24 protein-coding genes are annotated in these 26,275 nt (G+C 68.0%); 8 read left to right on the plus strand and 16 right to left on the minus strand.

The genetic code is table 11. The features are described 5' to 3' along the window. Window positions 1-36 precede the first annotated feature (36 nt). Window positions 37-1,176, plus strand: coding sequence for an acyltransferase family protein (locus tag AB0E56_RS12535; RefSeq protein ID WP_359799353.1), 1,140 nt, complete (start codon window positions 37-39; stop codon window positions 1,174-1,176). Next, on the plus strand, window positions 1,173-2,060 hold the full coding sequence (locus tag AB0E56_RS12540) for a serine hydrolase (RefSeq protein WP_359799355.1): 888 nt from the start codon (window positions 1,173-1,175) through the stop codon (window positions 2,058-2,060). The genes AB0E56_RS12535 and AB0E56_RS12540 overlap by 4 nt, the downstream gene beginning before the upstream one ends. 6 nt (window positions 2,061-2,066) lie before the next feature. On the opposite strand, the gene efeB is transcribed toward AB0E56_RS12540, so the two are convergent. From efeB to efeU, 3 genes are read right to left on the minus strand one after another with little or no spacing between them, the layout of a single operon-like run. Then, window positions 2,067-3,371, minus strand: a complete 1,305-nt coding sequence (gene efeB / locus AB0E56_RS12545; protein WP_359799357.1) for an iron uptake transporter deferrochelatase/peroxidase subunit — start codon at window positions 3,369-3,371, stop codon at window positions 2,067-2,069. A gap of 38 nt (window positions 3,372-3,409) precedes the next feature. Continuing rightward, entirely contained in the window at window positions 3,410-4,642 is a 1,233-nt protein-coding gene (gene efeO, locus AB0E56_RS12550; protein ID WP_359799358.1) for an iron uptake system protein EfeO, read from the minus strand. After that, window positions 4,639-5,583, minus strand: a complete 945-nt coding sequence (gene efeU / locus AB0E56_RS12555) for an iron uptake transporter permease EfeU (protein ID WP_359799360.1) — start codon at window positions 5,581-5,583, stop codon at window positions 4,639-4,641. Before efeU ends, efeO begins: the two co-directional genes overlap by 4 nt. Before the next feature lie 166 nt (window positions 5,584-5,749). Here efeU and AB0E56_RS12560 point away from each other — a divergent pair, with 166 nt between their 5' ends. Continuing rightward, on the plus strand, window positions 5,750-6,754 hold the full coding sequence (locus tag AB0E56_RS12560; RefSeq protein WP_359799361.1) for a 2-oxoglutarate and iron-dependent oxygenase domain-containing protein: 1,005 nt from the start codon (window positions 5,750-5,752) through the stop codon (window positions 6,752-6,754). Between the two features lie 109 nt (window positions 6,755-6,863). On the opposite strand, the gene rpsO is transcribed toward AB0E56_RS12560, so the two are convergent. Continuing rightward, complete coding sequence (rpsO, locus tag AB0E56_RS12565) at window positions 6,864-7,133, minus strand: 30S ribosomal protein S15 (RefSeq protein ID WP_055993247.1); 270 nt, start codon at window positions 7,131-7,133, stop codon at window positions 6,864-6,866. Window positions 7,134-7,319: 186 nt separating this feature from the next. On the opposite strand from rpsO, the gene AB0E56_RS12570 reads away from it, so the two are divergent. After that, the gene (locus AB0E56_RS12570; RefSeq protein ID WP_359799363.1) at window positions 7,320-8,612 is read left to right on the plus strand and encodes an MFS transporter; all 1,293 of its coding nucleotides are present in this window, start codon (window positions 7,320-7,322) and stop codon (window positions 8,610-8,612) included. Window positions 8,613-8,646: 34 nt separating this feature from the next. On the opposite strand, the gene AB0E56_RS12575 is transcribed toward AB0E56_RS12570, so the two are convergent. The 4 genes from AB0E56_RS12575 to AB0E56_RS12590 all read right to left on the minus strand — a co-directional run bounded on the left by AB0E56_RS12575 (window position 8,647) and on the right by AB0E56_RS12590 (window position 11,912). Next, entirely contained in the window at window positions 8,647-9,201 is a 555-nt protein-coding gene (locus AB0E56_RS12575; protein ID WP_359799365.1) for a YceI family protein, read from the minus strand. A 180-nt stretch (window positions 9,202-9,381) separates the two neighbouring features. Continuing rightward, window positions 9,382-9,750 (minus strand): FKBP-type peptidyl-prolyl cis-trans isomerase, encoded by a 369-nt coding sequence (locus AB0E56_RS12580; protein WP_183152511.1) that lies wholly within the window; start codon window positions 9,748-9,750, stop codon window positions 9,382-9,384. A gap of 209 nt (window positions 9,751-9,959) precedes the next feature. Continuing rightward, the gene (locus AB0E56_RS12585) at window positions 9,960-10,640 is read right to left on the minus strand and encodes an alpha/beta hydrolase (protein WP_359799367.1); all 681 of its coding nucleotides are present in this window, start codon (window positions 10,638-10,640) and stop codon (window positions 9,960-9,962) included. A 36-nt stretch (window positions 10,641-10,676) separates the two neighbouring features. After that, window positions 10,677-11,912 carry a PrsW family intramembrane metalloprotease gene (locus AB0E56_RS12590; protein WP_359799368.1) on the minus strand — a complete coding sequence of 412 codons (1,236 nt, stop codon included), beginning with the start codon at window positions 11,910-11,912 and terminating at the stop codon, window positions 10,677-10,679. Window positions 11,913-12,000: 88 nt separating this feature from the next. Here AB0E56_RS12590 and AB0E56_RS12595 point away from each other — a divergent pair, with 88 nt between their 5' ends. Further along, window positions 12,001-12,870: a fumarylacetoacetate hydrolase family protein gene (locus tag AB0E56_RS12595; RefSeq protein ID WP_359799369.1), complete on the plus strand. Its 870-nt coding sequence runs from the start codon at window positions 12,001-12,003 to the stop codon at window positions 12,868-12,870. Window positions 12,871-12,937: 67 nt separating this feature from the next. On the opposite strand, the gene AB0E56_RS12600 is transcribed toward AB0E56_RS12595, so the two are convergent. Continuing rightward, window positions 12,938-14,398, minus strand: a complete 1,461-nt coding sequence (locus AB0E56_RS12600; RefSeq protein WP_359799371.1) for an aspartate ammonia-lyase — start codon at window positions 14,396-14,398, stop codon at window positions 12,938-12,940. A gap of 61 nt (window positions 14,399-14,459) precedes the next feature. Then, window positions 14,460-15,377 (minus strand): metallophosphoesterase, encoded by a 918-nt coding sequence (locus AB0E56_RS12605; protein WP_359799373.1) that lies wholly within the window; start codon window positions 15,375-15,377, stop codon window positions 14,460-14,462. Window positions 15,378-15,436: 59 nt separating this feature from the next. On the opposite strand from AB0E56_RS12605, the gene AB0E56_RS12610 reads away from it, so the two are divergent. Then, entirely contained in the window at window positions 15,437-16,003 is a 567-nt protein-coding gene (locus tag AB0E56_RS12610) for a TetR/AcrR family transcriptional regulator (protein WP_359799374.1), read from the plus strand. Window positions 16,004-16,022: 19 nt separating this feature from the next. On the opposite strand, the gene AB0E56_RS12615 is transcribed toward AB0E56_RS12610, so the two are convergent. Further along, window positions 16,023-16,358 (minus strand): peptidase, encoded by a 336-nt coding sequence (locus tag AB0E56_RS12615; protein WP_183152505.1) that lies wholly within the window; start codon window positions 16,356-16,358, stop codon window positions 16,023-16,025. Further along, the gene (locus AB0E56_RS12620) at window positions 16,355-17,752 is read right to left on the minus strand and encodes an inorganic phosphate transporter (RefSeq protein ID WP_359799375.1); all 1,398 of its coding nucleotides are present in this window, start codon (window positions 17,750-17,752) and stop codon (window positions 16,355-16,357) included. The genes AB0E56_RS12615 and AB0E56_RS12620 overlap by 4 nt, the downstream gene beginning before the upstream one ends. 155 nt (window positions 17,753-17,907) lie before the next feature. Here AB0E56_RS12620 and AB0E56_RS12625 point away from each other — a divergent pair, with 155 nt between their 5' ends. Both AB0E56_RS12625 and AB0E56_RS12630 read left to right on the plus strand, forming a co-directional pair. Beyond that, window positions 17,908-20,007: a S9 family peptidase gene (locus tag AB0E56_RS12625; RefSeq protein WP_359799377.1), complete on the plus strand. Its 2,100-nt coding sequence runs from the start codon at window positions 17,908-17,910 to the stop codon at window positions 20,005-20,007. 678 nt (window positions 20,008-20,685) lie between these two features. Next, window positions 20,686-21,087 carry a DUF559 domain-containing protein gene (locus AB0E56_RS12630; RefSeq protein WP_359799379.1) on the plus strand — a complete coding sequence of 134 codons (402 nt, stop codon included), beginning with the start codon at window positions 20,686-20,688 and terminating at the stop codon, window positions 21,085-21,087. A 195-nt stretch (window positions 21,088-21,282) separates the two neighbouring features. Here AB0E56_RS12630 and AB0E56_RS12635 read toward each other — a convergent pair whose 3' ends face one another. From AB0E56_RS12635 to AB0E56_RS12650, 4 genes are all read right to left on the minus strand, one after another. Beyond that, complete coding sequence (locus AB0E56_RS12635; protein WP_359799381.1) at window positions 21,283-22,311, minus strand: 6-phosphofructokinase; 1,029 nt, start codon at window positions 22,309-22,311, stop codon at window positions 21,283-21,285. Window positions 22,312-22,513: 202 nt separating this feature from the next. Continuing rightward, window positions 22,514-24,658, minus strand: coding sequence for a DEAD/DEAH box helicase (locus tag AB0E56_RS12640; protein ID WP_359799382.1), 2,145 nt, complete (start codon window positions 24,656-24,658; stop codon window positions 22,514-22,516). A gap of 217 nt (window positions 24,659-24,875) precedes the next feature. Next, on the minus strand, window positions 24,876-25,826 hold the full coding sequence (locus AB0E56_RS12645) for a bifunctional riboflavin kinase/FAD synthetase (protein ID WP_359799385.1): 951 nt from the start codon (window positions 25,824-25,826) through the stop codon (window positions 24,876-24,878). Beyond that, window positions 25,823-26,260: a hypothetical protein gene (locus AB0E56_RS12650; protein WP_359799386.1), complete on the minus strand. Its 438-nt coding sequence runs from the start codon at window positions 26,258-26,260 to the stop codon at window positions 25,823-25,825. The genes AB0E56_RS12645 and AB0E56_RS12650 overlap by 4 nt, the downstream gene beginning before the upstream one ends. Between the last annotated feature and the right edge of the window lie 15 nt (window positions 26,261-26,275).

Here is a 26,275-nt window from a genome sequence, read left to right on the forward strand (position 1 = left end):
CAGAGCAACTTTATTCCCGGGCTGTAGCCTCGAACGATGAGCAGTACCGGGGCGGACATCTCAGGGCCCACCACAGGAGCGATTCCGCGCAAGCGCCGACGCGTGCCGTTCTGGGACAACGCACGTTACGTCTGCATCGTGCTCGTCGTCCTCGGGCACGCCATCCAACGACTGATCTACGACTCCGACATCGCGTTCGCCTTCTACCTGGCGCTGTACGCGTTCCACATGCCGGCGTTCGCGATCATCTCCGGGTACTTCTCCAAGTCCGGTTCTCCGACGAAGACGCAGATGGCGAGGGTCATCACCGACATCCTGGTGCCGTATGTGATCTTCGAGCTGCTGTGGACTCTCACCAAGTGGCTGGTGGAGGGCCAGGCGAACCCGAACATCACACAGCCCAGCTGGACGCTCTGGTTCCTGCTCGCGCTCGGGATCTTCCGACTTGTGCTGCCGTACCTCGCCCTCCTGCGGTGGCCGTTGCTGTGGGCTGTGGCGATCTCCATCGGCTCCGGCTATCTCCCGAACGTCGACAGCACCTTCTCGCTCTCGCGCACCCTCGGTCTCCTGCCGTTCTTCGCGCTCGGCTGGTGGCTTCGCGACCGCGACATCGTCGATCGGCTCCGCCTACTGGACCTGCGTCCCTGGTGGATCCGCGCCGCCGCCGTCGGCGTGTTCGCGGTGACCGGATGGGCGGCATGGAACTGGCTGCCGCTGTGGCAGGCGGTGGACCTGCGGCACTGGCTCTTCTACGAGGACTCCTACTCGGATCTGGTGGGCGAGCAGTGGTGGGCCGGCGGCATCCGGATCGCTCTCATGCTGCTCGCCGTCGTCCTGTGCGCCGCCTTCTTCGTGCTCATCCCCCGCGGCTCGTACTGGTGGACACGCTTCGGCCAGTACACGATGTACGTCTACCTCCTGCACTCGTTCGTGCTGTATCCGTTCCGCGAGACGGGCGTCCTGCGCGACCTGGAACCGACGTGGCTGTGGTTGCCTCTGGTCACCGCGCTCTCGGTGGTCGTCGCCCTGCTCCTCGCCACCAAGCCCGTGCGCCGGCTCTTCAGGCCCCTCGTCGAACCGCGACCACGCTGGCTCTTCAACGATCCGGAGCTCGCGACGCGAGAGGGACGACGGAACGATCCGACCGGGTCACGGCGCCCTCGCCCGACGCCATGACGAGCGGCGGCCCCGCGCACACCGTGCGCGACCGGATCGTCGAAGCCGTGGATGCCGCCCGCTTCCAAGCGCACGGCCTCCACGTGCGGATCGGGACCTACGTCGCCGAGCATCGCTGGACGCCCGACGTCCGCGAGGACGTGCACTCCGTCGCCAAGGGGGTCTGCGTTCTCGCGGCAGCGATCGCCGCCGATGCCGGACTGATCGACCTCGACGAGCCGGTGGCCGGCCTGCTCTCCGACTTCGAGCGGGGCAGCGGTGTGGATGAGGTGACGCTGCGCCATCTGCTGACCATGTCGAGCGGTATCGACCTTCCCTGGTCGGAGACGATGATGACGGACTGGCCGGACCTCGCCCGCGAGTTCCTCCGCCGCCCGTCGCGTGGCCGTGTCTTCCAGTACTCGAACGCCAGCACCTACACCGCGATGGCGGCGCTCGAGACCAGAGTCGGCGACGTGGGCGACTATCTCGGCGCGCGGCTCCTCACGCCCCTCGGCATCACCGACGTCGTCTGGGCGCGCAGCCCGAACGGACGCATCGAGGCCGGCGGGGGCCTCCCCCTCCGCACGACGGAGATGGCGCGCATCGGGCTCCTGATCCGCGACCGCGGGATGTGGGACGGCAGACAGCTGGTGTCATCGCGGTGGATCGACGCGATGCACGAGAATCCGGTCGTCGCGGGTGAGACCCCCGGCTACGACCGCTACGCCCTCGCGGGGTGGGGCGGCCCTGGGCGCGCGTGGCGATTGCACGGCGCCCACGGACAACTGCTGATCTTCCTCGACGATGCGGTCGTCACCATCACCGCGCACGATCACTTCGGAGCTGATGCGATGGCGGCATCGGTCGTCGGCATCCTCGAGGACGCACGGCGCGAAGCCTGAACGCGCTCAGGCGAACAGGTCGGCGCCGACGTAGGAGCCGGGAGCCGCACCGGCCGGCACCGCCCAGATCCCCGACCCCACGTGCCGGATGTACTCGTTCATCAGGTCGGTCGACAGCCGACGCTGCAGCGAGATGAACTGGGCGGGGTCGCGCTGGTACGACAGGAAGAAGAGTCCGGCGTCGAGGCGTCCGAGCGCGTTGTTGCCGTCGACGTAGTTGTACCCGCGCCGGAGGATCCGGATCCCGTCGTTGTGCTCCGGGTGTGCGAGGCTCACATGGCTGTTCACGTCGATCGCAGCGCCGCGGAAGTCGGGTGCCGTGAATTCGTCGCCTCCGGAAAGAGGCGCTCCGACCCCCTTGTCCCGTCCGATGATCGTGTCCTGCTCGGAGAGGCGAACCCGGTCCCAGGTCTCGATGAGCATTGCGATCTTGCGCGCCACGAGGTACGAGCCGCCGGCCAGCCATGCGGGCTCGTCCTCGGCGTCGACCCACACGTGGTCGTCGAGCGCTGCGTCGTCGTCGGCCAGGATGTTCGCCGTGCCGTCTTTGAACCCGAACAGGTTCCGCGGCGTCGCCTGCGTCGCGGTGGTGCGCGACGTCTTGCCGAAACCCAGCTGCGACCAGCGCAGTCGGGCGCGTCCGAACGCGATACGACTGAGGTTGCGGATCGCATGGACGGCGACCTGCGGGTCGTCTGCGCACGCCTGGATGCAGAGGTCTCCGTGCGAGGTCTGCGGGTCGAGGTCATCGCCGAGGAATGCGGGGAGCCGTTCCAGGCCGACTGGACGCTGCGCGGCGATGCCGTAGCGGTCCCCCTCCTCATTCTCGAACAGACTCGGGCCGAAGCCGAACGTGATCGTGAGCCCCGCCGCAGGAAGGCCCAACGCCTCGCCGGTGTCGTCCGGCGGCGCCTCAGCCGGACCACCGACGGCGCCGCTCGCACTGACCTCGAGCCCCTGCGACATCCGCGACGCCGCGTACGACCAGTCCTGCAGCAGGGAGATGATGTCGTCGCGGTCGCTGCGCGGCATCATGTCGAAGCTCGCGAAGTGCAGATGGTCCTGGACAGGAGTGGTGATCCCGGCCTGATGCGCGCCGAAGAACTCGTACGCGGAGTGGGCGTCATCCGCGGCACGCGCGCGGCCCAGCGCGACCCCTCCGGCGAGACCTGCCCCCGCGCCGACCGCAAGCCCTGCGACCCCGCCGCCGATGGCGAGGCCGAGCAGTCCGCGCCTGCTCAGACCGGCTGGAGCGGTGGTCGCCCCCGTCGGTGCATCGTCGCGGGAGGCATCCACTTCCGGTTCGTTCACGTCCGTGATGGTACCCGTCCGATCGCGCTCGACATCGATCAGTCCAGGACCGTGCCGGTGAGCTGCGAGAGGGGCTCAGCCAGCGCGTTGATCAGATCGGTGAACTCGCGCTTGTTCTCCTCGGTCAGTTCCGCGTAGCCGACGAAGCCCTCGGTCAGCGAGCCGTGTGCGGCGAGCGAGTCCTCGAGAGCGGCGTATCCGGCCTCGATCTCATCGACGAGCGCGGTGCCCTCGTCGCCCTGCGCGACGGCGAAGTCCTGGACGAGCGAGAAGGCCATCTTCGAGCCCTCGACGTTCGCAGCGAAGTCGTACAGGTCGGTCCCGGACCACCAGTCCTCCTCGCCGGAGATCTTGCCGGTCGCGACCTCGTCGAGCAACGCGATGGCACCGTTCGAGATCCCGCCGATGCCCTGGTCGTCGAGCGCTGTGGTGAAGTCGTCCGAGTGGACGTAGTCGTACAGCTCCTGAACGTCCGCGAGGAGCAGGTCACCGTAGTCGGCACGCTGCTGCGGGGTCGACGGTGCCCAGTCCTGCCAGGCCGGTGTCTCGCCGTCGGCGTTCAGCGCATCCTGCGCCGGGACCCACAGGTCCTTCTCGATGCGGTGGAATCCCGTCCAGTCCAACCCTTCGGCCACGGCGTCGACCTCGCGGTAATCGATGCGCGGGTCGAGGTCGCCCAGCGCCTCGGCAACCGGCTCGATGCGCTCGTAGAACGCCCGCGTCTGCGGGAAGAGTTCGCGTGCCGCCTCGTCGTCTCCGCTCTCGTAGGCCGAGACGAGATCGTCCACCGCCGGCACGAGCTGGCCGACCTGGTCCTTCACGAACGCGGCGTAGAGGTCGACGGCCTTCTGCTTCTGCTCAGAGTCGGGGCCGTCGACGGCCACGCGATCGCCGGTCACGGTGAACGCGGCCTTGCCGACGCCGTCGCCGATCATGCCGGGCTTGCACAGGGTGAAGTAGTCGCCGGGCTGCGCGACGACCGTGAGGGTGCGGGATGCAGCGGGCGCGATGTTCTCGACCTCTCCCACGATGCGCAACCCGTCGTCGGCGAGGAGGTAGAACTCCGAGACCTGGTCCGTGTCGTTCTTCACGGCGAAGGTGAGCGTGCCGCTCTTCGCGGTGTCGGCCGAGACGGCGCATTCGCCATCCGTCGAGGAGACGTCGAATGCGGCACCCGCCTCGCTGTCACTCTTCGCGACACAGCCGCTCAGGACGAGCGCTGCGACGCCCGCCGCGGTCAGTGCGCCCAGGACACGATGAGAGGTGGTCATGCTGCTCCTTGTGGTGAGAGAGGGGAAGGATCGGTCTTCGGGGCCGTGGAGGCGCGAGGTGCGGAGGGGCGCTTCGAGCGCAGGCCCCGGATGTACGACGAGCCGACGATGACGACATACACGCCCCACGCGACGACCTGCAGCCAGGTCATCTTCGGCATGAAGCCGACAGTCGCCTGCAGCACCGTGGCGAGGGTGCCACCCGGCGCGATCACGGCCGACACGTCGAAGGCCCACCCGAACGGGAACGCGGCCCACCCGACGAGCACTCCGCCGGTCGCCGCATCGATCGGTGCCGCCGTGGTGAACGGACCGGGAAGCGCGCCAGCCTCCTGCAGATCCATGAAGGCGTAGGCGAGCACCCCTGCCGCGACGACGACCAGGAAGCCGCCGGTCCACGCGAAGAAGCGACGCAGGTCGAGCTTGACCGCACCGCGGGAGATCAGCCAGCCGATGAGCACGGCGGTCGCGAGGCCGAGGAGGGCGCCGAGCAGCGCCGCCGGGGCGTCGCCGAACGCCTGCACCATCGACCACAGCAGCAACGTCGTCTCGATGCCTTCTCGAGCTACCGAGACGAAGCCGATCGCGATGAGGGCCCAGAGCCCTCCGACGGTCAGAGCACGATCGATGCCGCCCTCGAGGGACGCCTTCATCGTTCGCCCCGCGCGCTGCATCCAGAAGATCATCCAGGTCACCATGCCGACGGCCAGGAGCGACAGCGTGCCGCCGATCACCTCCTGCGCCGTGAAGGTGAGCTCGTACGCACCGAACGTGAGGACGCCGCCGATGCCGAGAGCGAGGGCGATCGCGAGGCCGACACCCGCCCACATCCGCGGGAGAGCATCCGTGCGCCCGAGGCGGCGGAGGTAGGCGACGAGGATGCCGACGACGAGCGCGGCTTCGAGCCCCTCGCGGAGGCCGATGAGAAAAGTGGCGAGCACGGAGACTGACTCCCTGACGATTACTGAGGTAAGGCAGCCCTTACTCACGAGACTCTAGCACCCGCGAAGGCCCCGTCGGAATCGGGTGGGCGGCGCCCGACGTGAGGCGCGGTAATGAGACGCAACAGTCGCGCTCGTACCGAGAAGGCCGACATACCCTCGGTCCATGGCTGAACTCTCGCTCCCCATCCTCGACCTGTCCCAGCTCGACGAAGGCCCGGAGGCCGCGGCCCGATTCCGCGAAGACCTCAGGGCCGCGACGCACGACGTCGGGTTCTTCTACCTCACGGGTACCGGCATCTCCCCCGAGCTCGAAGCCCGCCTGCACCGCGCAGCGCTCGACTTCTTCGCCCTTCCCGAGGAGGACAAGCTGGCGATCGAGAACGTGAACAGCCCGCACTTCCGCGGATACACCCGCATCGGCGGAGAGCGGACGCAGGGAAAGGTCGATTGGCGCGAGCAGATCGACATCGGCCCCGAGCGCGAACCCGTCGATGGCGGCCCCGCGTTCAACCGCCTCATCGGCCCCAACCTGTGGCCGACGGCGCAGCCCGAGTTGCAGGAGGTCGTCGCCGAGTGGCACGAGACGCTGTCCGAGGTCGCGCGCAGGCTCCTGCGCGAATGGGCGCAGACCCTCGGCGCGGAGGAGACGTACTTCGACGAGCACTTCGGCGAGCCCTCGACCCTGATCAAGATCGTCCGATACCCGGGCACGCACGAGCCGGAGCCTCAGCAGGGCGTCGGCGCGCACAAGGACTCCGGCGTCCTCACCCTTCTGTGGGTCGAGCCGGGCAAGGGCGGGCTTCAGGTCGAGCGCGACGGCACCTGGGTCGACGCTCCCCCGGTGCCCGGCGCCTTCGTCGTGAACATCGGCGAACTGCTGGAGTACGCGACGGGCGGGTACCTCAAGGCCACGAACCATCGCGTCGTGTCACCGCAGGCCCCCGACGACCGCATCTCGATCCCGTTCTTCTTCAACCCCGCGCTCGACAAGCGGCTCCCGTTGATCGAACTTCCCGCCGAACTCGCCGCGGAGGCGAAGGGAGTCACGAAGGATCCGAGCAACCCGATCCACGCGCTGTACGGCGAGAACGCGCTCAAGTCTCGCCTGCGCGCGCACCCCGACGTCGCGGCGATCCACCATGCCGACCTCGTGACAACTCCCGTCTGACCCTCCGCGGCGCTTCCGCACGAGGGCCAGACATGACGAAGGCCGCCCCACACCGTGGGGCGGCCTTCTCAAGAATGTTCTGCGCGATTGAACGCAGGGTCGCGGTGCCTCAGCGACGAAGTCCGAGACGCTCGATCAGCGAGCGGTAACGCTCGATGTCGATGTCCTGGAGGTAGCCGAGGAGACGACGGCGCTGACCGACGAGCAGGAACAGCCCACGACGCGAGTGGTGGTCGTGCTTGTGCTCCTTGAGGTGCTCGGTGAGGTCCTTGATGCGCTGCGTCAGCATCGCGACCTGCACCTCGGGGGATCCGGTGTCACCGGGGTGCGTCGCGTACTCTTCGATGATCGCCTTCTTGACGTCTGCTTCCAGTGCCATAGATTCGATCCCCTCTCTGCTTGTTGCGCGGCGCCCGACGCCTGATGCGTGGGCTCTCTTTATCCGCGGCCGATCGAACGGCAACCTGAAGAGTCTACCAGCCGGCGGCCCCTCCCGCGCACCGCGGCCGAACGCTCCCCGGTCGCGTCTCAACTAGGCTCGAGAGGTGCAGAAGAAGACGGACGAGTGAGCGCCCGGCGCGGTCACCTGATCGACCTCACTCCCCTGAAGACCAGTCCGGCGTTCGCGCGGATGTGGATCGGCTCGACCCTCGCGGGCATCGGCGGCCAGCTCACGATCGTCACGGTGATGCTGCACGTCTTCGTGCTCACGCAGAGCACCTTCGCCGTATCGATGATCGCGGTGGCGGGGCTCGTCCCGATGATCCTGGCCGGCTTGTACGGCGGCATGCTCGCGGATGCGTTCGACCGTCGCCGGGTGGCGCTGATCGCCGCCACCATCACCTTCGCATCCACCGCACTGCTCGCGGCGCTGACCTGGACCGGCACCGAGACCATCTGGTGGCTGTACGCACTGAGCATGATCAATTCGGCCGCGAACTCCGTCGGGATGGCGACACGCACCGCGATCGTGCCACGCCTGATCCCGCGCGCGCAGCTGGCCGCCGCGTCCGCTCTCAACGGCGTCGCATTCGGACTCACCGTGATGGCGGGCCCTGCCCTGGCCGGCGTCCTCGTGGCGCTCACCGGCTATGGCTGGACCTACACGATCGATGTCGTGCTGATGCTGTCGATGTTTCTGGGCTTGTGGACGCTTCCGACCCTGCGTCCGGAGGGCGAGACCGTCCGGCCTGGGCTCGAGTCGCTCGTCGACGGATGGCGATTCCTCCGCAGGGCCGGCAATATCCGGATGCAGTACATCATCGACATCATCGCGATGACCTTCGGCCAGCCCCTCGTGCTGTTCCCCGCCCTCGGCACCGTGCTCCTGGGCGGGGGTGCCGTGACGACCGGCATCCTCACGGCAGCCGTGGCCGTCGGCACGTTCGCGTCGAGCCTGTTCTCGGGTCGCGTCGTCCAGTACCGCTGGCACGGGCGGGGAATCGCGCGCGCAGTCGAGGCGTACGGCGCATCGATCCTGCTGTTCGGTGTCGTCCTGCTCGTCGGAGCCTTCTCCGCCCCCGTCGGCGAAGACGCACCGAACATCGGACTGATCGTGGCGGCCTGCGTGGCGCTCGCCCTCTCCGGCGCCTCCGACAACGTCAGCTCGATCTATCGCAACACCATGATGCAGGCCGCCGTACCCGATGCCATGCGCGGGCGCCTGCAGGGCTTGTTCGTGGTCGTCGTCGCCGGAGGGCCCCGCGTCGGGGCGCTGTACGCCGGCACACTGGCCACCCTCACCACGCTCTGGTTCCCGCCTCTGCTGGGCGGCGTGCTCGTGATCGCCCTCGTGGCGATGCTGTCGCGCCGCAACCGACGGTTCCACGATTACGACGCAGAGAACCCCGAGCCCTGACGGGCCCGGGGTTCGGGAGACTGCGGGATGGAGATCAGTCCTGCTGCAGCGCGCCCTGCAGGTCGAGGGTGATCGTCACATCCTTACCGACGAGCACTCCACCCGTCTCGAGTGCCGCGTTCCAGGTGAGACCGAAGTCCTCGCGGTTGATCACGGTCTTGGCGGAGGCGCCGGCCTTGTAGTTGCCGTACGGGTCGGTGCCGAAGCCGCCGAAGTCGAGCTCGAAGCTGACCGGCTTGGTGATGCCGCGGATCGTGAGGTCGCCGTCGACGAAGAGGTCGTCGCCCTTGACGCGGGCGCCCGTGGAGACGAACTCCATGGTCGGGAAGTTCTCGGTGTCGAAGAAGTCGGCCGAGCGGAGGTGCGCGTCACGGCCCTCGTCCTTGGTATCGACCGAGGTGACGTCGACGGACGCCTCGACCTTGGCCTCGAGAGGGTTCTCGGGTGCGATCAGCGTGGCGTTCTTCACACCGAACGTGCCGCGCACCTTGGAGATCATCATGTGACGGACGCTGAAGGTGACCTCGCTGTGCGCGGGGTCGAGCACCCAGGTGCCGGGACGGTAGCCGGGGATGTCGATGCTGGTCATGGTTTCTCCTCTGGAGACATCGGCCGCTGTTGCGGCTTCGGACAAGGGCCGCGTTCACCGCGACTCCTGTGACAACTTACATTCACTCGCATGTATTCCCCTGAATGGAGAAGAGTTCGCGACACGGAACGGGGCGCCCCTCTTCCATCGAAGAGGAGCGCCCCGTCAGAGCCTGAGCGGTCAGCCCACCGCGACGAGATCGATGATGAAGATCAGCGTCTTTCCGGAGAGGAAGTGGCCACCGCCGACGGGGCCGTATGCGAGATGCGGAGGGATGATCAGCTCGCGGCGACCGCCGACCTTCATGCCGGGAATGCCGTCCTGCCACCCCTGGATCAGACCGCGAAGCGGGAACTGGATGGTCTCGCCGCGACCCCAGGAGGAGTCGAACTCCTCGCCGGAGTCGAACTCGACGCCGGCGTAGTGGACGGTCACGGTGTCGCCGGGCTTCGCCTCGGCGCCGTCTCCCTCGATGATGTCGCGGATGACGAGCTCCGCGGGCGCGGGGGTGCTGGGGGCATCGAACTCAGGCTTTGTGCGATCAGTCATGCCTCCATCAAACCCGAGCGCGACTGACCCGGTCAACGCGATCGCACCTGCTCACAGCGAACACCCCGCGAGGCGGCGAGGACAAGAACCTCTTGACACCCGCGAGGGCCGGGTGCACCCTGTTTACAGATCAACTCAGCGCCCGGGAGACTCGCAGGCATCGCCGCAGCACCGGGCGCTGAGTCTTGTCCGTGACGTGCGCCCCGGACTCAGTCGAGGTAGCCGACCAGGAGTTCCGCGATCTCCCTCGGCCTGCTCAGCATGGCGCAATGCCCCCCGGGAACCTCGTCGGCGACGATTCCGAGACGCTCCAGCGAGAGTCGTCGGAGAAAGCTCGCCGGGAAGAACCGATCGTCCGTGAACGCGACGAATCTCGTGGGGATGTCCGGCCAGGTCTCGAGAGGCCATGGCCTCTCCATCGCCGCCGCCGACGGATGTGCGCGCTCCTGTCGAAGCGCCTCGTCGGCCAGGTCACGCGGAACGTCCTGGTAGAAGCTCACGTAGGGGTCGTCATTGCCGGTCAGCCCGCCGTCACGCGCGGCCTGCTCCTCCGCGGCAGCGAGGTAGCCGGAGTCCGCCCACCACCGCTCTGGCGGCTCGCCGGGCACCGGGATCATGCCTGCGGCCAGCACCAGGAGCCGCGACGACAACCGCTCGGCGACGAGAGGCGCGGTGAACGCCCCGAACGAATGACCGACCACGACGGTGTCCGGCCGGGTACCGACGGCCGCGACGACCGCATCCGCATAGTCATCGAGAGTCAGCGAGTCATCATCGGCCGGAAGATCGGGAGCGTATACCTCGTGCCCGCGCGCTTCGAGTTCCGCGGCCACGAGATGCCAGGACCAGCCGACATCTCCCCCACCGTGGATCAGGACGAAAGTACTCATGCTTCCCTCTCTTCCCCGCGCGTCCCGTAGGCATACCTAGTAGGCCAGCAACGCCGCCCGTACCGCACGCGTGCGGATCAGGAGGGCGCGCTCGTCCTCGACGGCGAGCGGATCACGTCCGGTGATGGCTCGTTGGCGGACCGCGGCCAGGGCGGTCGCGTCCTTGATGAACTCCCGCATGAGCTGACGCCGGTCGCCGCGGAGTCCGCGCGCCCATGTGAGGCCGGCTTTGCGCCCGCTCGGGGTGGCCAGCATCGTGACCTCTTCCGGCGTGAACCACCCCGCGTTCGCGTACTCGGCGAGGCGGGCGCGGGTCAGACGGGCTTCCTCTCGGCGAAGCGCGACGATGCCCAGGATGAATCCGATGAACAGCGGCACCTGAAGGGTGAAGTACAGGCCGAAGAAGTCGGCGAAGGTGGCGGAGCCGTTCCATAGCGCGTGGAGCAGGACAGCGCCGATCATGCCGACGAGTCCCGCCCCGAAAGCGGAACCCGCTGACCCGTGCCTGCGCGCGACGAGACCGATCGCGAAACCGGTGACGGCGGTGAACATGGCGTGTGCGAAGGGCGAGAGGATGGCGCGTACGGCGAACGTCACGGTGAGCTGCTCTCCCCCGCCCTCGATGAGGCTGAGCGCGAAGTACTGGATGTTCTCGGTGAACGCGAACCCCGCGCCCACGAGCGCGCCGTACACGACACCGTCGACCGGGCCGTCGAATGCCCGTCGAGCGAGCAGGAAGATCAGGAAGATGCCGAGGCCCTTCCAGAACTCCTCGACGATGGGCGCCTGCACCACGGCGGAGAAGGCTTCAGGGGCGGGTCCGATCAGGATCTTCAGGCCGATGTCGACGAGGAGAGTGAGTCCGACGGCCGCGACCGCGCCCCAGGCGACAGCGAAGAGCACGAGCCGCTTCGGCTCCGGCTCCCAGCGATCGATCATCCGCACGCCGAGGAACACGACCGTCAACGGGATGAGGGCCAGGACGAGGCCGATCGCGGAGGCCGTCACGCCGAGCGCCCAGCCGAAGTATCCGATCAGCGCGAGCAGAAGAAAGCCGAGGAAGCTGAACAGCCACAGCGAGATCGTGCGCCCCTTGCGCGTCGGCATCGGCAAGGCGGGCAGCGACTCGGCCGGTGCGGGAGCGACCGGAGCAGGTGGCGTGTACGGAGTCGGTTGAGCCAGCGGGGAGGCATAGCCCGGCTGCACTCCCTGCCGCGGGGGCGGCGTGAACGGAGATGGCTGCTGCGGCGGTGGCGGTCCTCCGAAACTCATAGGCAAAGCCTAGGGGCACAAGAGAGCACGCGCCGGTATGGCTGAGTCCTCCACGCGCCCGCGGCCCGCCACCGGGTACCGTAGAAACATGCGGTTCGCTCATCTGCGCCGTCCTGACTCCCCTCGCGCGATGCTCGCCGTGGTGCAGGACTCGGACGCCATCTTCGTCTCTGACCTCCTGACCGACGCCCCTGCGACCCTGCAGCGGCTGATCGAGGGAGGGGATGCCCTGCTCGAGCAGTTGCGCGCCGCTCTCGCGCAGAGCACCGCACCGCGCCACCCGCTTGGCGACTGGGAGTTCTCATCCGCAGTGCTCGCACCCCCGGCGGTCCTCGCCGTCGGCCTGAACTACGCCGCGCACTCGAGCGAGCTCGGACTGAAGACGGATGCCGCTCCGACCGTGTTCACGCTGTGGCCGAACTCCCTCACCGGTCACGAGCAGACCACCTCCTGGCCACGGTCTCTGAGCGAAGCGGTCGACTACGAGGCGGAGCTCGGGGTGCTCATCGGCACCCCTGCGAAAGACGTCAGCGAGGCCGACGCACTGTCGCACGTCTGGGGCTACACCGTGGTGAACGACATCACCGCCAGGAACATCCAGTTCTCCGAGGCGCAGTGGTCGCGCTGCAAGTCCTTCGACGGCTTCACCCCGACGGGTCCCTTCGCGGTGACGGCGGACGAGGTCGCTGACCCGCAGGATCTGCACATCTGGGCCGTCGTCGACGGGCATACGGTCCAGGACGCGAGCACCGACCAGATGGTGCGTTCGGTCGCGAAGCTGATCGCCCACCTCTCCCAGTCGCTCACCCTGCTGCCAGGCACCCTGATCTCGACCGGGAGCCCTGGTGGCGCTGGGTACTCCCGCGATCCGCAGATCTTCCTGCGCGACCATTCGACCGTCACCGTCGGCATCGACGGGATCGGCGAGCTCACCACGCACTGTCGGATCACCGACTGAGGTCGTCCGGCGCACAGCGAGGGGGACGGACGCGACGGCGTCCGTCCCCCTCACTGTGCGCGGTGGCTCAGATCTCGATCAGGTCTTCCGGCGCGACCACCGGGATCGCCGCCGTGATGGTCTCGAGTCCCGACAGGCGCGCGGGAGACAGCTGCTTGACGACCTCGTCGCGCGACATGAGCCCGGCCTCGACGACCAGGTCGGCGACGCTCCGGTTCGTCAGAAGTGCGGTCTTCGCCAGCGCTGCGGCGGCCGCGTAGCCGATGAAAGGGGTGAGGGCGGTGATGACACCGACCGAAGCGCCCACCATCGCACCCAGGCGGTCGCGGTTCGCGGTGATGCCGTCGACGCAGTTGACGCGCAGCGTCCACATGGCCTGACGCATCCAGGTGATCGACTGGAAGATCGAGTGCGCGATGACCGGCTCGAAGGCGTTCAGCTGCAGCTGGCCCGCCTCCGCCGCCATCGTCACGGTCATGTCGGCTCCGGCGACGGCGAACGCGACCTGGTTCACGACCTCGGGGATGACCGGGTTGACCTTTCCCGGCATGATGCTCGATCCCGCCTGCATCGCGGGAAGGTTGATCTCACCGAGACCCGCCTGCGGTCCGGACGAGAGCAGTCGGAGGTCGTTGCAGATCTTGGACAGCTTCATCGCGTTGCGCTTGAGCGTCGACGAGAACGACATGAAGGAGCCCGTGTCGCTCGTCGCCTCGACGAGGTCTCCTGCCGTGCGCAGGTCGAGCGCGGTGATCTCGCGCAGGTGCTTGAGCACGGCGGGAGCGTAGCCGGGGTGCGTCGTGATGCCCGTGCCGATCGCGGTGGCGCCCATATTGATCTCGAACATCAGCGAAGCGTTCTCGGTGAGGCGCGTGTGGTCGTAGCCGAGGGTCGTGGCGAATCCGTTGAACTCCTGACCGAGCGTCATCGGCACGGCGTCCTGCAGCTGGGTGCGCCCGACCTTGAGCACATCGTGGAACTCGCGCGATTTGCCGAGGAACGACAGACGCAGCAGATCGAGCTCCTCGAGCAGCGAGCGCAGCGTCAGGGACAGACCGATCTTGACGGCCGTCGGGTACACGTCGTTCGTGGACTGGCTGCGGTTGGTGTGGTCGATCGGCGAGAGGAAGGCGTAGTCGCCCTTCTCGCGTCCGGCCATCTCGAGCGCGATGTTGGTGATGACCTCGTTCGCGTTCATGTTCGTCGAGGTGCCGGCACCGCCCTGGATGACGCCGACGGTGAACTGCTCGTGGAACTCGCCGTCGATCACCCGCTGTGCCGCGCGGTCGATCAGGTCGGCACGCTCAGGGTCGAGCACGCCGATCTCGCGGTTCGCGCGGGCGCTGGCCTGCTTCACCATCGCCAGCCCGACCACCAGGTCCGGATAGACCGAGATGGGCCGCTTCGTGATCGGGAAGTTCGCGTCGGCGCGGGCGGTGTGGATCCCCCAGTACGCGTCGACGGGAATCTCCATGCTCCCGAGCGAATCGGTCTCGGTGCGGGTCAGGGTAGGCGCGGCAGAAGCCATGTCACATCCTCGTGGGTCGTGGCGGGTGAGAAGGGTGGGGGATGCCTTCAGTCTACGCCGCTCAGCGACCGGGTTTGCGGGAGAACGCCTCGAGTCGCCCCTCGGGCGTGAGGCTCGCCATGCGCTCCAGCCACTCCTCGGAGAAGTAGTCGCCCGTCGCCGCGTCGGTCACGGGGACGACGGTGTGCGTGATCGTGTCGGGGTACACATGGACGAGGTGGAACGCCTGCGCCGCGTCCATGCCGTTGACGTCGGCGGGCGGGCGGGCCACGTTCATCGTGTAGCAGGTCGCAGACGCCACGCTCACCGGCACCCCGGCGAATGTGCCGTGCGACGAATAGTGCAGGTGCCCCGCGAGGATGCCCCTGACGTCCGTGCCGCGGATCACGTCGGCGAGCTCATCCTGATGACGAAGCTCCAGGACGTCGAACAGCGGGAGGTGGCTCGGGATCGGCGGGTGGTGCAGAGCGAGCACGGTGCCGTGGGGTGCGGGGTCGGCGAGCTGCTCGGCCAGCCACGACAGCTGGTCGTGGTCGATGTCGCCGTGGTGCCACCCGGGAACGCTGCTGTCCAGGGCGATGAGCCGCAACCCGTCGAGATCCCAGACCCCCGTCACCGGGTCCTCGGTCGGCTCGAGGTCCAGCAAGCCCTGCCGCAGTGCAGGACGCTCGTCGTGGTTGCCGGCGACCCACGCCACCGGCGCGCCGAGTTCGCGGGCGACGGGCTCGACCGCGGCACGCAGACGCCGATACGCGTCGGGCTCGCCCAGATCGGCGAGGTCTCCGGTGATCACGATCGCCGAGGGATGCGGGTGCACGGCACGGATCGCGCGCAGCGTGCGCGCGAAGTTCTCCTCCACGTCGTACCGGCCACCCAGCTGCGCCCCTCCGGCGAGGAAGTGGGGGTCGCTGACGTGGATCAGGACATGCGATGCGGGCTCATGACGGCCGAAGACGTGTGCGCTGGTTCCTGCGGACATGGGATCACCCTATTCCCCGGTGACCACAGCGGGTGTAGTGCTCGGGCTAGGATCGCCTCATGGCGAAGAACGAGAGCAGGCGTCGGGCGATCGCCGATGCCGGACTCGCGGTGCTGGCACGAGAGGGCTCCCGCGGATTGACGCATCGCGCGGTCGACGTCGCCGCGGGCATCCCGACGGGGACCACGTCGAACTACTTCCGGAGTCGGGACGCGCTCGTCGCCGGACTCGTCGAGCGCATCGGGGAACGACTCGCCCCGACGCCCGACGACCTCCGACGGAGATCGAGCGGGGTGCCGGGCGCCGCACTGTTCGCCGACTACGTCCGCGACATCGTCCGCCGCCTCACCGACGATCGCGAGGTCACTCTGGCGCTCTTCGAACTGCGCCTCGAGAGCAGCCGCAGACCGGAGGTCGCCGCCGTCCTCGGAGCCTGGCAACGCGCCGGGTTCGACGGAGACGTCGCCTTCAACGCCGCAGCCGGTCTGCCCGGCGGTCGCCGCGAGATCGCTCTCTTCCACTATGCGATAGACGGGCTCCTCCTCGATCGCCTCACGATGCCGATCGACCCCGACACGGAGACCGACGCCATCATCGACGACCTCGTCGCCGGGTTGCTGCGCTGAGCAGACCGGCTCGGTGCGATCAGTGGCCGATCACGAGGAGCAGAATGCCCGCGACGACGGCCGCGGCGCAGAGGGCGAAGCACGCGTAGGCGCCGAAGAGGGCGACGAGCTTCTGCCCCTCGGTGAGCGGGCTCTTCCGTGCCGCCTTCGCGGCCTGCTTCTCCGCGCGCCGGAGCTCCTTCTCGGTGATCACGGTGATCGCGTCCGTGAACTCCGCGGGACTCACCACGGGCGCGCGGCCGCTGCGCACGAGCAGTCGGAGACCGAGCGCGTAGAAGGTCACGATCGCGGCCGCTCCGATGAGAGCCGCGAGGAACACCTGGAGGAAGGCGACCCAGTCGATGACGACGTTCATTCCGACTCCCCGCTCCGAGGCGCATCGGGCTTCTTCGTTGACACCCCGGTCGTCGAGGTCGACCCCGACTTGGATGCCTTCGCGCTCGCCTTGTCCTGAGCCTTCTTCTTCGCCTTCGCTGCCGCCTCACGCTTCGTCTGGGCCTTGGCCTCCTCGCGAGCCGCCGCTCGTGCCTTCGCCTCGGCCTTCGCCTGCTCGATGCGCTGCTGACGTCGTGTCGGAGGCGGGGTGTCGGGAAGGTCGATGGCCATTCCCGATTCGGCGACATCGCTCATCGCGTTCGCCGGGGTGACCGCGTTCCGGCGCGAACGCATGAACAGGCCGAGGATGATCGCGAGCGCCAGAAGCGCGTCGATCGCCACACCCCAGTTGCCGAGCCACACGACCAGGAGCGCCGCCAACGCCCCGACCCCGCCTGCCGCGGGAAGGGTCAGCAGCCAGCCGACGCCGATCCGGCCTGCGGTCCGCCAGCGGACGGTCGATCCTCGGCGTCCGAGACCAGAGCCGATCACCGATCCGGATGCCACCTGGGTGGTCGACAGTGCGAAGCCCAGGGCACTCGAGGCGAGGATGGTCGCAGCGGTCGAGCTCTCGGCCGCGAACCCCTGAGCGGGCTTGACGTCGGTCAGCCCCTTACCGAGGGTGCGGATGATGCGCCAGCCGCCGAGGTACGTGCCGAGGGCGATCGTGAACGCACATGCGATGATGACCCACAGCTCGGGCTCGTGGTGCGCACCCGACTGCCAGCCGATCGTGATCATGGCCAGGGTGATGACGCCCATGGTCTTCTGCGCGTCGTTCGTGCCGTGCGCGAGGGCTACGAGGGACGAGGTGAAGATCTGGCCCCAGCGGAAACCGTCGCGTCCGTCCGGCTTGCCGTCGTAACGGCGGGTGACGGAGTAGGCGATCTTCGTCGCCGCGAAGGCGATCAGCCCGGCGGTCACTGGCGCGATGAGAGCAGGGAGCACGATCTTCGAGAGCACCATGCCGAAGTCGATGCCGCCGAGGCCAGCGCCGACCAACGTCGCCCCGATCAGACCGCCGAAGAGCGCGTGGGACGAACTCGACGGAAGACCCAGGAGCCAGGTCAGCATGTTCCAGGTGATGGCGCCGATCAGGCCGGCGAAGATCAGCGAGAGGAAGAGATCCGCCCCGGCGGAGATGATCGCATCCTCGCGGATGATTCCGCCGGAGATGGTCTTCGAGACCTCCGTCGACAGGAACGCGCCGACGAGGTTGAGGACGGCGGCGAGGAGGACGGCGGTCTTGGGCTTCAGCGCACCCGTGGCGATCGGCGTCGCCATGGCATTCGCGGTGTCGTGGAAGCCGTTGGTGAAGTCGAAGAAGAGTGCCAGCGCGATGACGAGCACGACGATGAGGGCTGCGGTTTCCACCGTTCGCTTTCGGTCGTTGAGGAAGAAGGAGTTGTCGACGGGATCGACGTGACGAACGAAGAGTTCACCGTGGGTTTGACTTCCGTTAACCGGCCCCGGTAAATCCTCCCACCCTCCCCCGTGCCGGTCAACTCGACCTGGGATAGCGTGGGACGGTGACTGACGCTCCCCTGGCCGCACGCCGCTCCACCCTCCGCACGCACCACGGCGACACGTTCGACGACCCGTACGAATGGATGAGGGCCAAGGACTCGGAAGAGGTCATCGCGCACCTCGAAGCCGAGAACGCGCACACGGATGCCGCGACCGCGCATCTGGCCGATCTCCGCAGCAGGCTGTTCGACGAGATCAAGGCGCGCGTGCAGGAGACCGACCTCTCGGTGCCCACCCGCCGCGGCGAATGGTGGTACTACAGCCGCACGGAGGAGGGCGCCCAGTACGGCATCCATTGCCGGGCGGCCGCCACCGAAGACGACTGGACTCCCCCTTCGCTCGTGCCCGGTGTCCCGGTTCCCGGCGAGGTCGTCCTGCTCGACGGCAACGTCGAGTCCGATGGCCACGAGTTCTTCTCGCTCGGGGCCTTCGACACCTCGGACGATGCGACGAAGCTGCTGTGGTCGACCGACTTCGAAGGCGACGAGCTCTACACCGTGCACGTGCGCGACCTCACGACCGGAGAGACGCTCGAGGACGAGATCCCGGACACCGGCGGAGCGTTCTTCACGCCGGACGGCACAGGCGTGCTGTACACGACGCGCGATGAGGCATGGCGCCCCGACACGCTGTGGCTGCATCGTCTCGGAACGCCGGTCGCCGACGACGTCCGCCTCTTCCATGAACCCGACGAGAAGTTCTGGCTGGGCGCCGGGATCACCCGCAGCCGCAGGTACCTCGTGATCGGCGTCGGGTCCAGCATCACGAGCGAGGAATACCTCGTCGACCTGACCGGCGAACTCACCGCCGAGCCGCGGCTCGTCTGGCCCCGCCGCGAGGGCGTCGAATACTCGATCGACCACGCCGTGGTGGACGGTGAGGACCGCCTCTTCATCCTCCACAACGATGACGCTCTCGACTTCGAGCTCGTCTCCGTGTCGGCGTCCGACCCTCGGGGCGAGCGGCACGTGGTCATCGCGCACGAACCGGGACAGCGTCTGCTCGGCATGGACGCGTTCCGCGACTTCGCGACCGTGGAGTACCGCAGCGAAGGTCTCGAGCGCGTCGGGCTGCTCGACTATGCCACGGACGCCGTCGACGAGATCCCGTTCGACGAACCGCTCTATTCGGCCGGCGTGAGCGGGAACCCGGAGTGGCACTCGCCGTTCCTCCGCCTCGGCTACACGTCGTTCGTGACCCCGGGCACGGTGTACGACCTCGATCTGGCAGACCGGGCGCTCATCCTGCGCAAGCAGGTCACCGTGCTGGGCGGCTACGATCCCGCCGAGTACGGTCAGCGACGAGACTGGGCGACGGCCTCCGACGGCACACGCGTGCCGATCTCCCTCGTGTGGAAGCGCTCATTCGGCGATCCTGGGGCCGGGACACGACCTGTGCACCTCTACGGCTACGGCTCGTACGAGCACTCCATCGACCCGGGATTCTCCGTCGCCCGTCTCTCCGAGCTCGACCGCGGAGTCGTCTTCGCGGTCGCGCACGTCCGCGGTGGCGGAGAGATGGGTCGCCAGTGGTACGAAGATGGGAAGCTGCTGAACAAGCGCAACACCTTCACGGACTTCGTCGCCTGCGCCGAGCACCTCGTCGCCACCGGGGTCACCGCGCCGAGTCAGCTCGTCGCGGAGGGAGGCAGCGCCGGAGGTCTGCTGATGGGCGCGATCGCCAACCTCGCGCCCGAGCTCTTCGCCGGCATCCTCGCCGGAGTCCCGTTCGTGGATGCGCTTACCACGATCCTCGACCCGTCGCTTCCGCTCACGGTGATCGAGTGGGATGAGTGGGGCGATCCCCTTCACGACCCGGACGTCTACGAGTACATGAAGTCCTACACCCCGTACGAGAACGTCCGAGATGGCGTGAAGTACCCGAGGATACTCGCGGTGACCTCGCTCAACGACACCCGGGTGCTCTACGTCGAGCCTGCGAAATGGGTGGCACGACTGCGCGAGGCCGGGGCCTCCGACGTGCTGCTCAAGTGCGAGATGGTCGCGGGACACGGCGGGGTCAGCGGGCGCTACAACTCCTGGAAGGAACGCGCGTTCGAACTCGCCTGGCTGCTCGACACGCTCGGCCTCGCCGACGACTGAGCGCAGCGGCCGCGCTCGACCCTGTTGTCGAGCGTGCCTGCACGCGAGTTCAGGCGATCACGCCGGATCAGGCTGATTCGCTCACTTCCTGCCTGATACGGCGCTCTTGCCTGATTTCAGGATGCAGCAGAACGGATGCGTCGACTCCTCCACAATCGACGACCCGTCGCAGTTGTCCCCTGACCACGGCTCGACAGTCCCGCGGCATTCGGGGCGTCGGCCAAGGTGGGACCGTGACGATCTCTGCAGATGACTGGGTACGCCAGCACGACGGTGCCGCACACTCGTCCGCTCTGCGGACGGCCGGGTTCACGGACCACGCGGTGCGGCGAGCAGTTCAAGACGGGCACCTCCTGCGGGTGCGGCGGTCCTGGCTCGTGACGCCCGATTGCGACGCACGGCTCGTCGCTGCCGCCTCCGTCGGTGGGCGCGTGACCTGCGTGAGCGCCGCGAGCATGTGCGGCTGGTGGGACATCAGCACGGATGCGGTGCACGTCGCGCTGCCGCACAGCGCCTCCCGGTTTGAATCGACGGGCATCCGCGTCCACCGCAGCCGCGGTCCCGTTCCCGTGGCACGGCGTTCGACGGTGGACCCGTCCCTCAACGTGCTGTTCCAGGTCGCTCGGTGCGTGCCGACGACGGATGCCCTGGCCGTCTGGGAGTCTGCGATCCGGCGAGATGCTCGACCTCGATGTCCTCGAGCGGGTGGAGTGGCACTCGAGCTCCGCATCACGGATCGCAGCACTGGTCGGCGGGAGGTCGGACTCGGGTCCTGAGACCGCGTTCCTCGCCCTGATGCGCGGGATCGGGGTCGAGATGCGGCAGCAGGTCTGGGTCGACGGGCATCCGCTCGACGCCATGATCGGAGAGCGACTGGGAATCCAGATCGACGGTTTCGCACATCACAGCTCAGCGCGAGATCGCCGTCGGGATATCCGAGCGGATGCTCGCCTCGTGCTGCGCGGGTACACGATCCTCCGTTTCGACGTGCACCAGGTGATGTACGACGCCCGATACGTCGAGCAGACCGTCCTGACCGCGATCGCACAGGGGCTGCACACGCGACGAAACGGTGACTGAGCACAACGGCGGTACGCCCGCGTCAGCGCGCGTACGCGGGGAACATCGTCCCATGACGGCGCGCGAAATCAGGCAGACACTCAGAATCAGGCGATTGCAGTGAGCTACCGCCTGATTCGGCGCGATTGCCTGATCTCAGGATGCTGGCAACAACGCTGATCCACCCACACGAAGCGTTGTCGAGCGTGCCTGCGATCAGCCGAAGAGGGCAGCCGCCTCGTCGTAGCGGTAGCGGGGCACCGTGTTGAGTTCGCCCAGCGCATCGGCGAAGGGCACCCGGACGATGTCCGTGCCCTGCATCGCCACCATCTGCCCCCAGGCCTCGTCGACGATCGCGTCGGCGGCGTGGAGCCCGAGACGCGTCGCCAGCACGCGGTCGAACGCCGACGGGGATCCACCGCGCTGGATGTGTCCCAGGATCGTGGCGCGGGTCTCGATGCCGGTGATGCGCTCGATCTCGGGCGCGAGCTGGTCTCCGATGCCGCCGAGGCGGGGACGGTTGAACGCGTCGAGCCCCTTGTCGCTGTATGCCTCCTCCATGCCGAGGAGCTTGAACCCCTCGGAGACGACGACGAGCGGTGCCCTGCCACGGTCGTGAGCGCTGGTCACGAGCTCGGTGATGTCGTCGATCGACATCGGAACCTCGGGGATGCAGATGACGTGCGCGCCGGCGGCCATGCCCGCGTGCAGGGCGATCCACCCCACGTGGCGCCCCATGACCTCCGCGACCATGCAGCGCTGATGCGAGTCGCCCGTGGTCCGCAGACGGTCCATGGCGTCCGTCGCGATGTTCACCGCGGTGTCGAAGCCGAAGGAGTAGTCGGTGGCCTGGAGGTCGTTGTCGATCGTCTTCGGCACGCCGATGACCTTGATGCCGTCCTTCGCGAGTCGGTCGGCGGCGGCGAGGGTACCCTCCCCGCCGATCGCGATGATGCCGTCGATCTTGTGGCCGTATAGGGTCTTGGCGATGTTCTCCGCTCCCCCGCGCTCTCCCTCATAGGGGTTCGTGCGGCTGGTGCCGAGGATCGTGCCTCCGACCTTGGAGAGACCCTTCACCTCGTGCCGCGTGAGCGGCATGAAGTCGCCGTCGACGAGGCCACGCCATCCGTCGCGGATGCCGACGAATTCCAGGTCGTACGTGGTGGTGCCCTTGAGCACGATGCCGCGGATGACCGCGTTGAGGCCGGGGCAGTCGCCGCCGCTCGTCAGGATGCCGATCTTCATGCTGGTGCCTTCAGACGTTCGGGAGATGGGGGAAGAGGCCGCGCTGCCTTCGATCGACACTAGCGCCCCGGTGCACTCGGGCGCTATTCGGGGTCGACGAAAACCGCCGATCTTGACGCGCGGATCCGTCGATATCGACGAACTTCCCGAAGCGACGTGTGTGACAAGCGAATCGCGTGTTAAGAACCGTAGTTCTTGACGATCATGCGCCGCCGAGCGCCTGACGCAGCAGGTGCATGAGTGCCGCGAGCTGCACCGGCTCCCCCGCCGATTCCTCGACGGCCTCACCGTCGAGTGCCCGCGCCGCGAGCCCCTGCTTCTGGTCGATGAGCTCCGCGATCTTCGTGTCGATCGTGTGGGCGGCGATGATCCGCCACGCGGTGACGGGCTCGTCCTGACCGATGCGGTGCACGCGGTCGATCGCCTGCGTCTGCTCCGCGGCCGTCCACGACAGCTCGGCGAGCACGACGTTCGACGCCGCCTGCAGGTTCAGCCCGACACCGGCCGCGGTGAGCGAACAGACCGCGATCCCGACCGAGGGGTCTCCGTTGAAGTCGTCGATCGCCTGCTGACGCGCGGTGGACGTCTGGTCTCCGCGGATCGACACCGCACGGATCCCCGCGGCCGCGAAGTGCGCCTCGGCCTGATCCATGACGTCGATGTGCTTCGCGAAGAAGACGACCTTGCCGACCGACCGCTGCAGCTGAGCGGCGTAGTCCGCCGCGAGCTGCGCCTTGGCCTGACCGATGCGGCGGACCATGGTGAAGACGTTGTCTCCCCCTGTGCCGGCCGCCTTCGACTCCTCGAGCTCGTTCTGCGCGACGAGACGCACGATGTCGTCGTCGATCTCGCCGGGTGCCAGCCCTCGATCGCCACGCGCTTCGATGATGCGACGGTAGCGGGCGGCGAGACGCTCGCCGAGCTCCCGTTCCGCCTGCCGGATGCTGCGCCCGAACTCGTCGTCGAGCTGCACCGGCAGATCGGCGATCAGCTTGTCGGGGAGGTCCGCAGCGACGTCCTTCTTCTTGCGACGAACGATGCCCATCGAGATGACGGCATCCCGCGCCTCGGGGTAGAACGCCTTGTCGGCCGGGGTGAAGCCGGTGGCGTCGAGCTTCTCCATGAGCTCGGGGCCCGGCTTCTCGCCCGTCGTCCAGCCGAGGAAGCGCCAGATCGCGTCGAAGTCCTCGACGTCGTTGATCAACGGCGTACCCGTGAGGGCGAGCATGAGCGGGTTGTGGCCAGGTGTGCGTTCGCGAACCTGCGCGGCGAGCGACAGCACGTTCTGCGACCGCTGCGACGACAGGTTCTTGATGAAGTGCGCTTCGTCGACGACCATGCCGCGCAGGCCGATCGACGCCAGCCACGAGAGGTGACGGTCGAGGATCTCGTAGTTCACGATGAACACGTCGGCGAAGGCATCGATGTCGGCACCGTCGCCCTGGATCACCGTGGCTCGGCGCTGCGGCGTCCACCGCTCGACTTCGCGCGCCCAGTTCATCTTGACGACGTTCGGGACGACGGCGAGGAGCGGGTAGGCGCCGGCGACGGATGCGGCGAGGACTGACTGCGCGGTCTTGCCGAGCCCCGGCTCATCCGCCAGAAGGAAGCTGCGGTGCCCGGTCTTCACGGCCTCGAGGAACCGGGACTGGTGCACCATGACCTCGAGCCCCTTGGGCGAGAGGTGGTCGAACTCGGGCGCGGGAGGGAGCTCCATCGACGCGGCAGAGCCGCCGGCCCCGGTCTCGAAAGCCTTGTAGAGGGGGCCCATGAGCTCCCAGCCGTCGAGACGCCGACGGGGTGTCGCGGTCGAGCGCGGTGTCAGATCCGGTGCGAGGAACGGGTTCGCCAGCTGGCGAGCCTCGACGGACGGCGGTGTGACCTGGCGTTCGGCGATCGCCGCAGGCACGACCGAGATCTGCACGGGTGCGGCGTCGGCGATGATCAGCTCTTCCGGGGCCAACTCCGCGCCAGACTCGAGCAGCCAGTCGCGGCGCATGCGCTTGGCCACAGGCGACGTCGCCTGGTCGGCCTCCAGCAGCTGGATGAGCGAGGTGTCACGGGCGGCCGTCTTGGCGAGGATCGTCGCCACGCCGTCGAGCCGCTTCAGCAGCTCGGCGCGTGCCGGGTCGCCGATCTCGGCGTCCGCCTTCACCCTGGCGCGCTCCTCGCGCACCAGGAAGGCGATCACCTGGAACTTCACCCGATTCGTCGGTCCCAGCTTCCCCCGCTGCGACTTCGCCTCGATCTCGCGCACCTTGCGCGCGAGGATCGGGATGAGTGGTGCCTCGTCGTCGCGACGGGACGTCTTCTTTCGCCGCGTGGCGGCGGTTGCCGTGGTCGGCATGCTCCTCCTGAGCGTGAAGGCTCCGACTTCCCCAGGAAGTCGCGGGCCGTTCTCGTTGTCCGCGTGTGGCGTGAGCCAGGACCGTACGAACAGTGGATCTTCTTCCCGACGAGGCACGCGAGAAGCGCGAGGATCGGCGGGAGCCGAGACCCATTCTATGCCATCGCGGCCGAGACCCGGGGAACACCCACGCCGACATGTCGAACGGGATCGACGATCAGGCGCGCAGTCCGAGGGCCCGAGCGGCATCCGTCACGTCGGTGGCCATCTGGTCCATCAGCTTCTCGATGCCTTCGAACGCCACCATGCCGCGGAGGCGCTCGACGAACTCGACCGTGACATCGTGACCGTAGAGATCGAGGCCCGTCTCCCCCAGCACATGCGCTTCCACCTGGCGGACCAGGACGTCGTCGAATGTGGGGTTCGTGCCGACGGAGATCGCGGACGGATGCCGGATCCCGGTGTCGTGGTCCACCAGCCATCCCGCATACACGCCGTCTGCGGGGACGAACGCATCGACGATCGTCGAGAGGTTCGCGGTCGGGAAACCGAGTTCGCGGCCGCGCTTGAGACCGTGGACGACCTCGCCCCGCACATCGGGATGACGGCCGAGCACCTTCGTCGCGGCCGCGACGTCGCCCTCCATCAGGAGTTCACGGATCCAGCTCGACGACACGCGGCGTTCGGAGCCGGGCAGGTACACGTCTTCCACGACCTCGACCGCGAAGCCGTAGCGTGGCCCGAGTTCGCGCAGGAGCTCGGGGGTGCCCGCCCCCTTGTTGCCGAAGCGGAAGTCCTCGCCGACCAGCACCGTCGAGACTTCGAGTGCGCCCACGAGGATGTCGACGACGAAATCGTGGGCACTGCGCGCCGCGAGCTGCTCGTCGAAGGTCAGCAGGAGCGTCGCGTCGATGCCCAGCTCGCCGAGCAGCTCGAGCTTGCGGTCGACGGTGACCACGTTCTCCGGGCAGCGGTCCGGACGCAGGATCGCGAGCGGGTTGCGGTCGAAGGTGACGGCGACCGACCGGCTGCCGGTGGCTGCGGCCGCCTCGTTCAGCCGTGCGATGACCGCCCGATGCCCCGCGTGGACGCCGTCGAACTTGCCGATCGCGACCGCGCTCGGTCCGAAGCCGGCGGGAACCTCCTCTGGGCTCCGGAAGACGATCATGCGCCGGCCTCGACCGGTCGCGCGGCATCGACCGGGCGGTGCGTGCGCAACCACCAGATCCCGAACACCGGGAGCACCAACGGGATGAACAGGTATCCGCGCCCGAACAGCGACCACACGGTCTCGTGCTGGAACAGCGCCGGCATCAGGATGCTCAGAAGCCCGACCACGAGGACGCCCGTGAGTTCGAAGACGATGGCGACCCAGGCGACCGTGTACCAACCGCGCCGACGGGCGAGCACGAGGGCGAGGGTGGCGAGGATGTAGACGACGGCGGCGAGTGCGGACAGCGAATACGCGAGGGGCGCTTCGTCGAACCGGCGGACGATCTGCACGAAGCTGCGCCCCGTGGCGGCCAGCGCCATGACGACGTAGACGATCACGAGGACGCGACCGATTCCGGTCATCCGAGTGGTGGGGGCGGTGGTGCTCATAGCGCATTCCATCCT

The sequence above is a fragment of the Microbacterium sp. NPDC028030 genome (assembly GCF_040637855.1).
GTDB lineage: Bacteria > Actinomycetota > Actinomycetes > Actinomycetales > Microbacteriaceae > Microbacterium.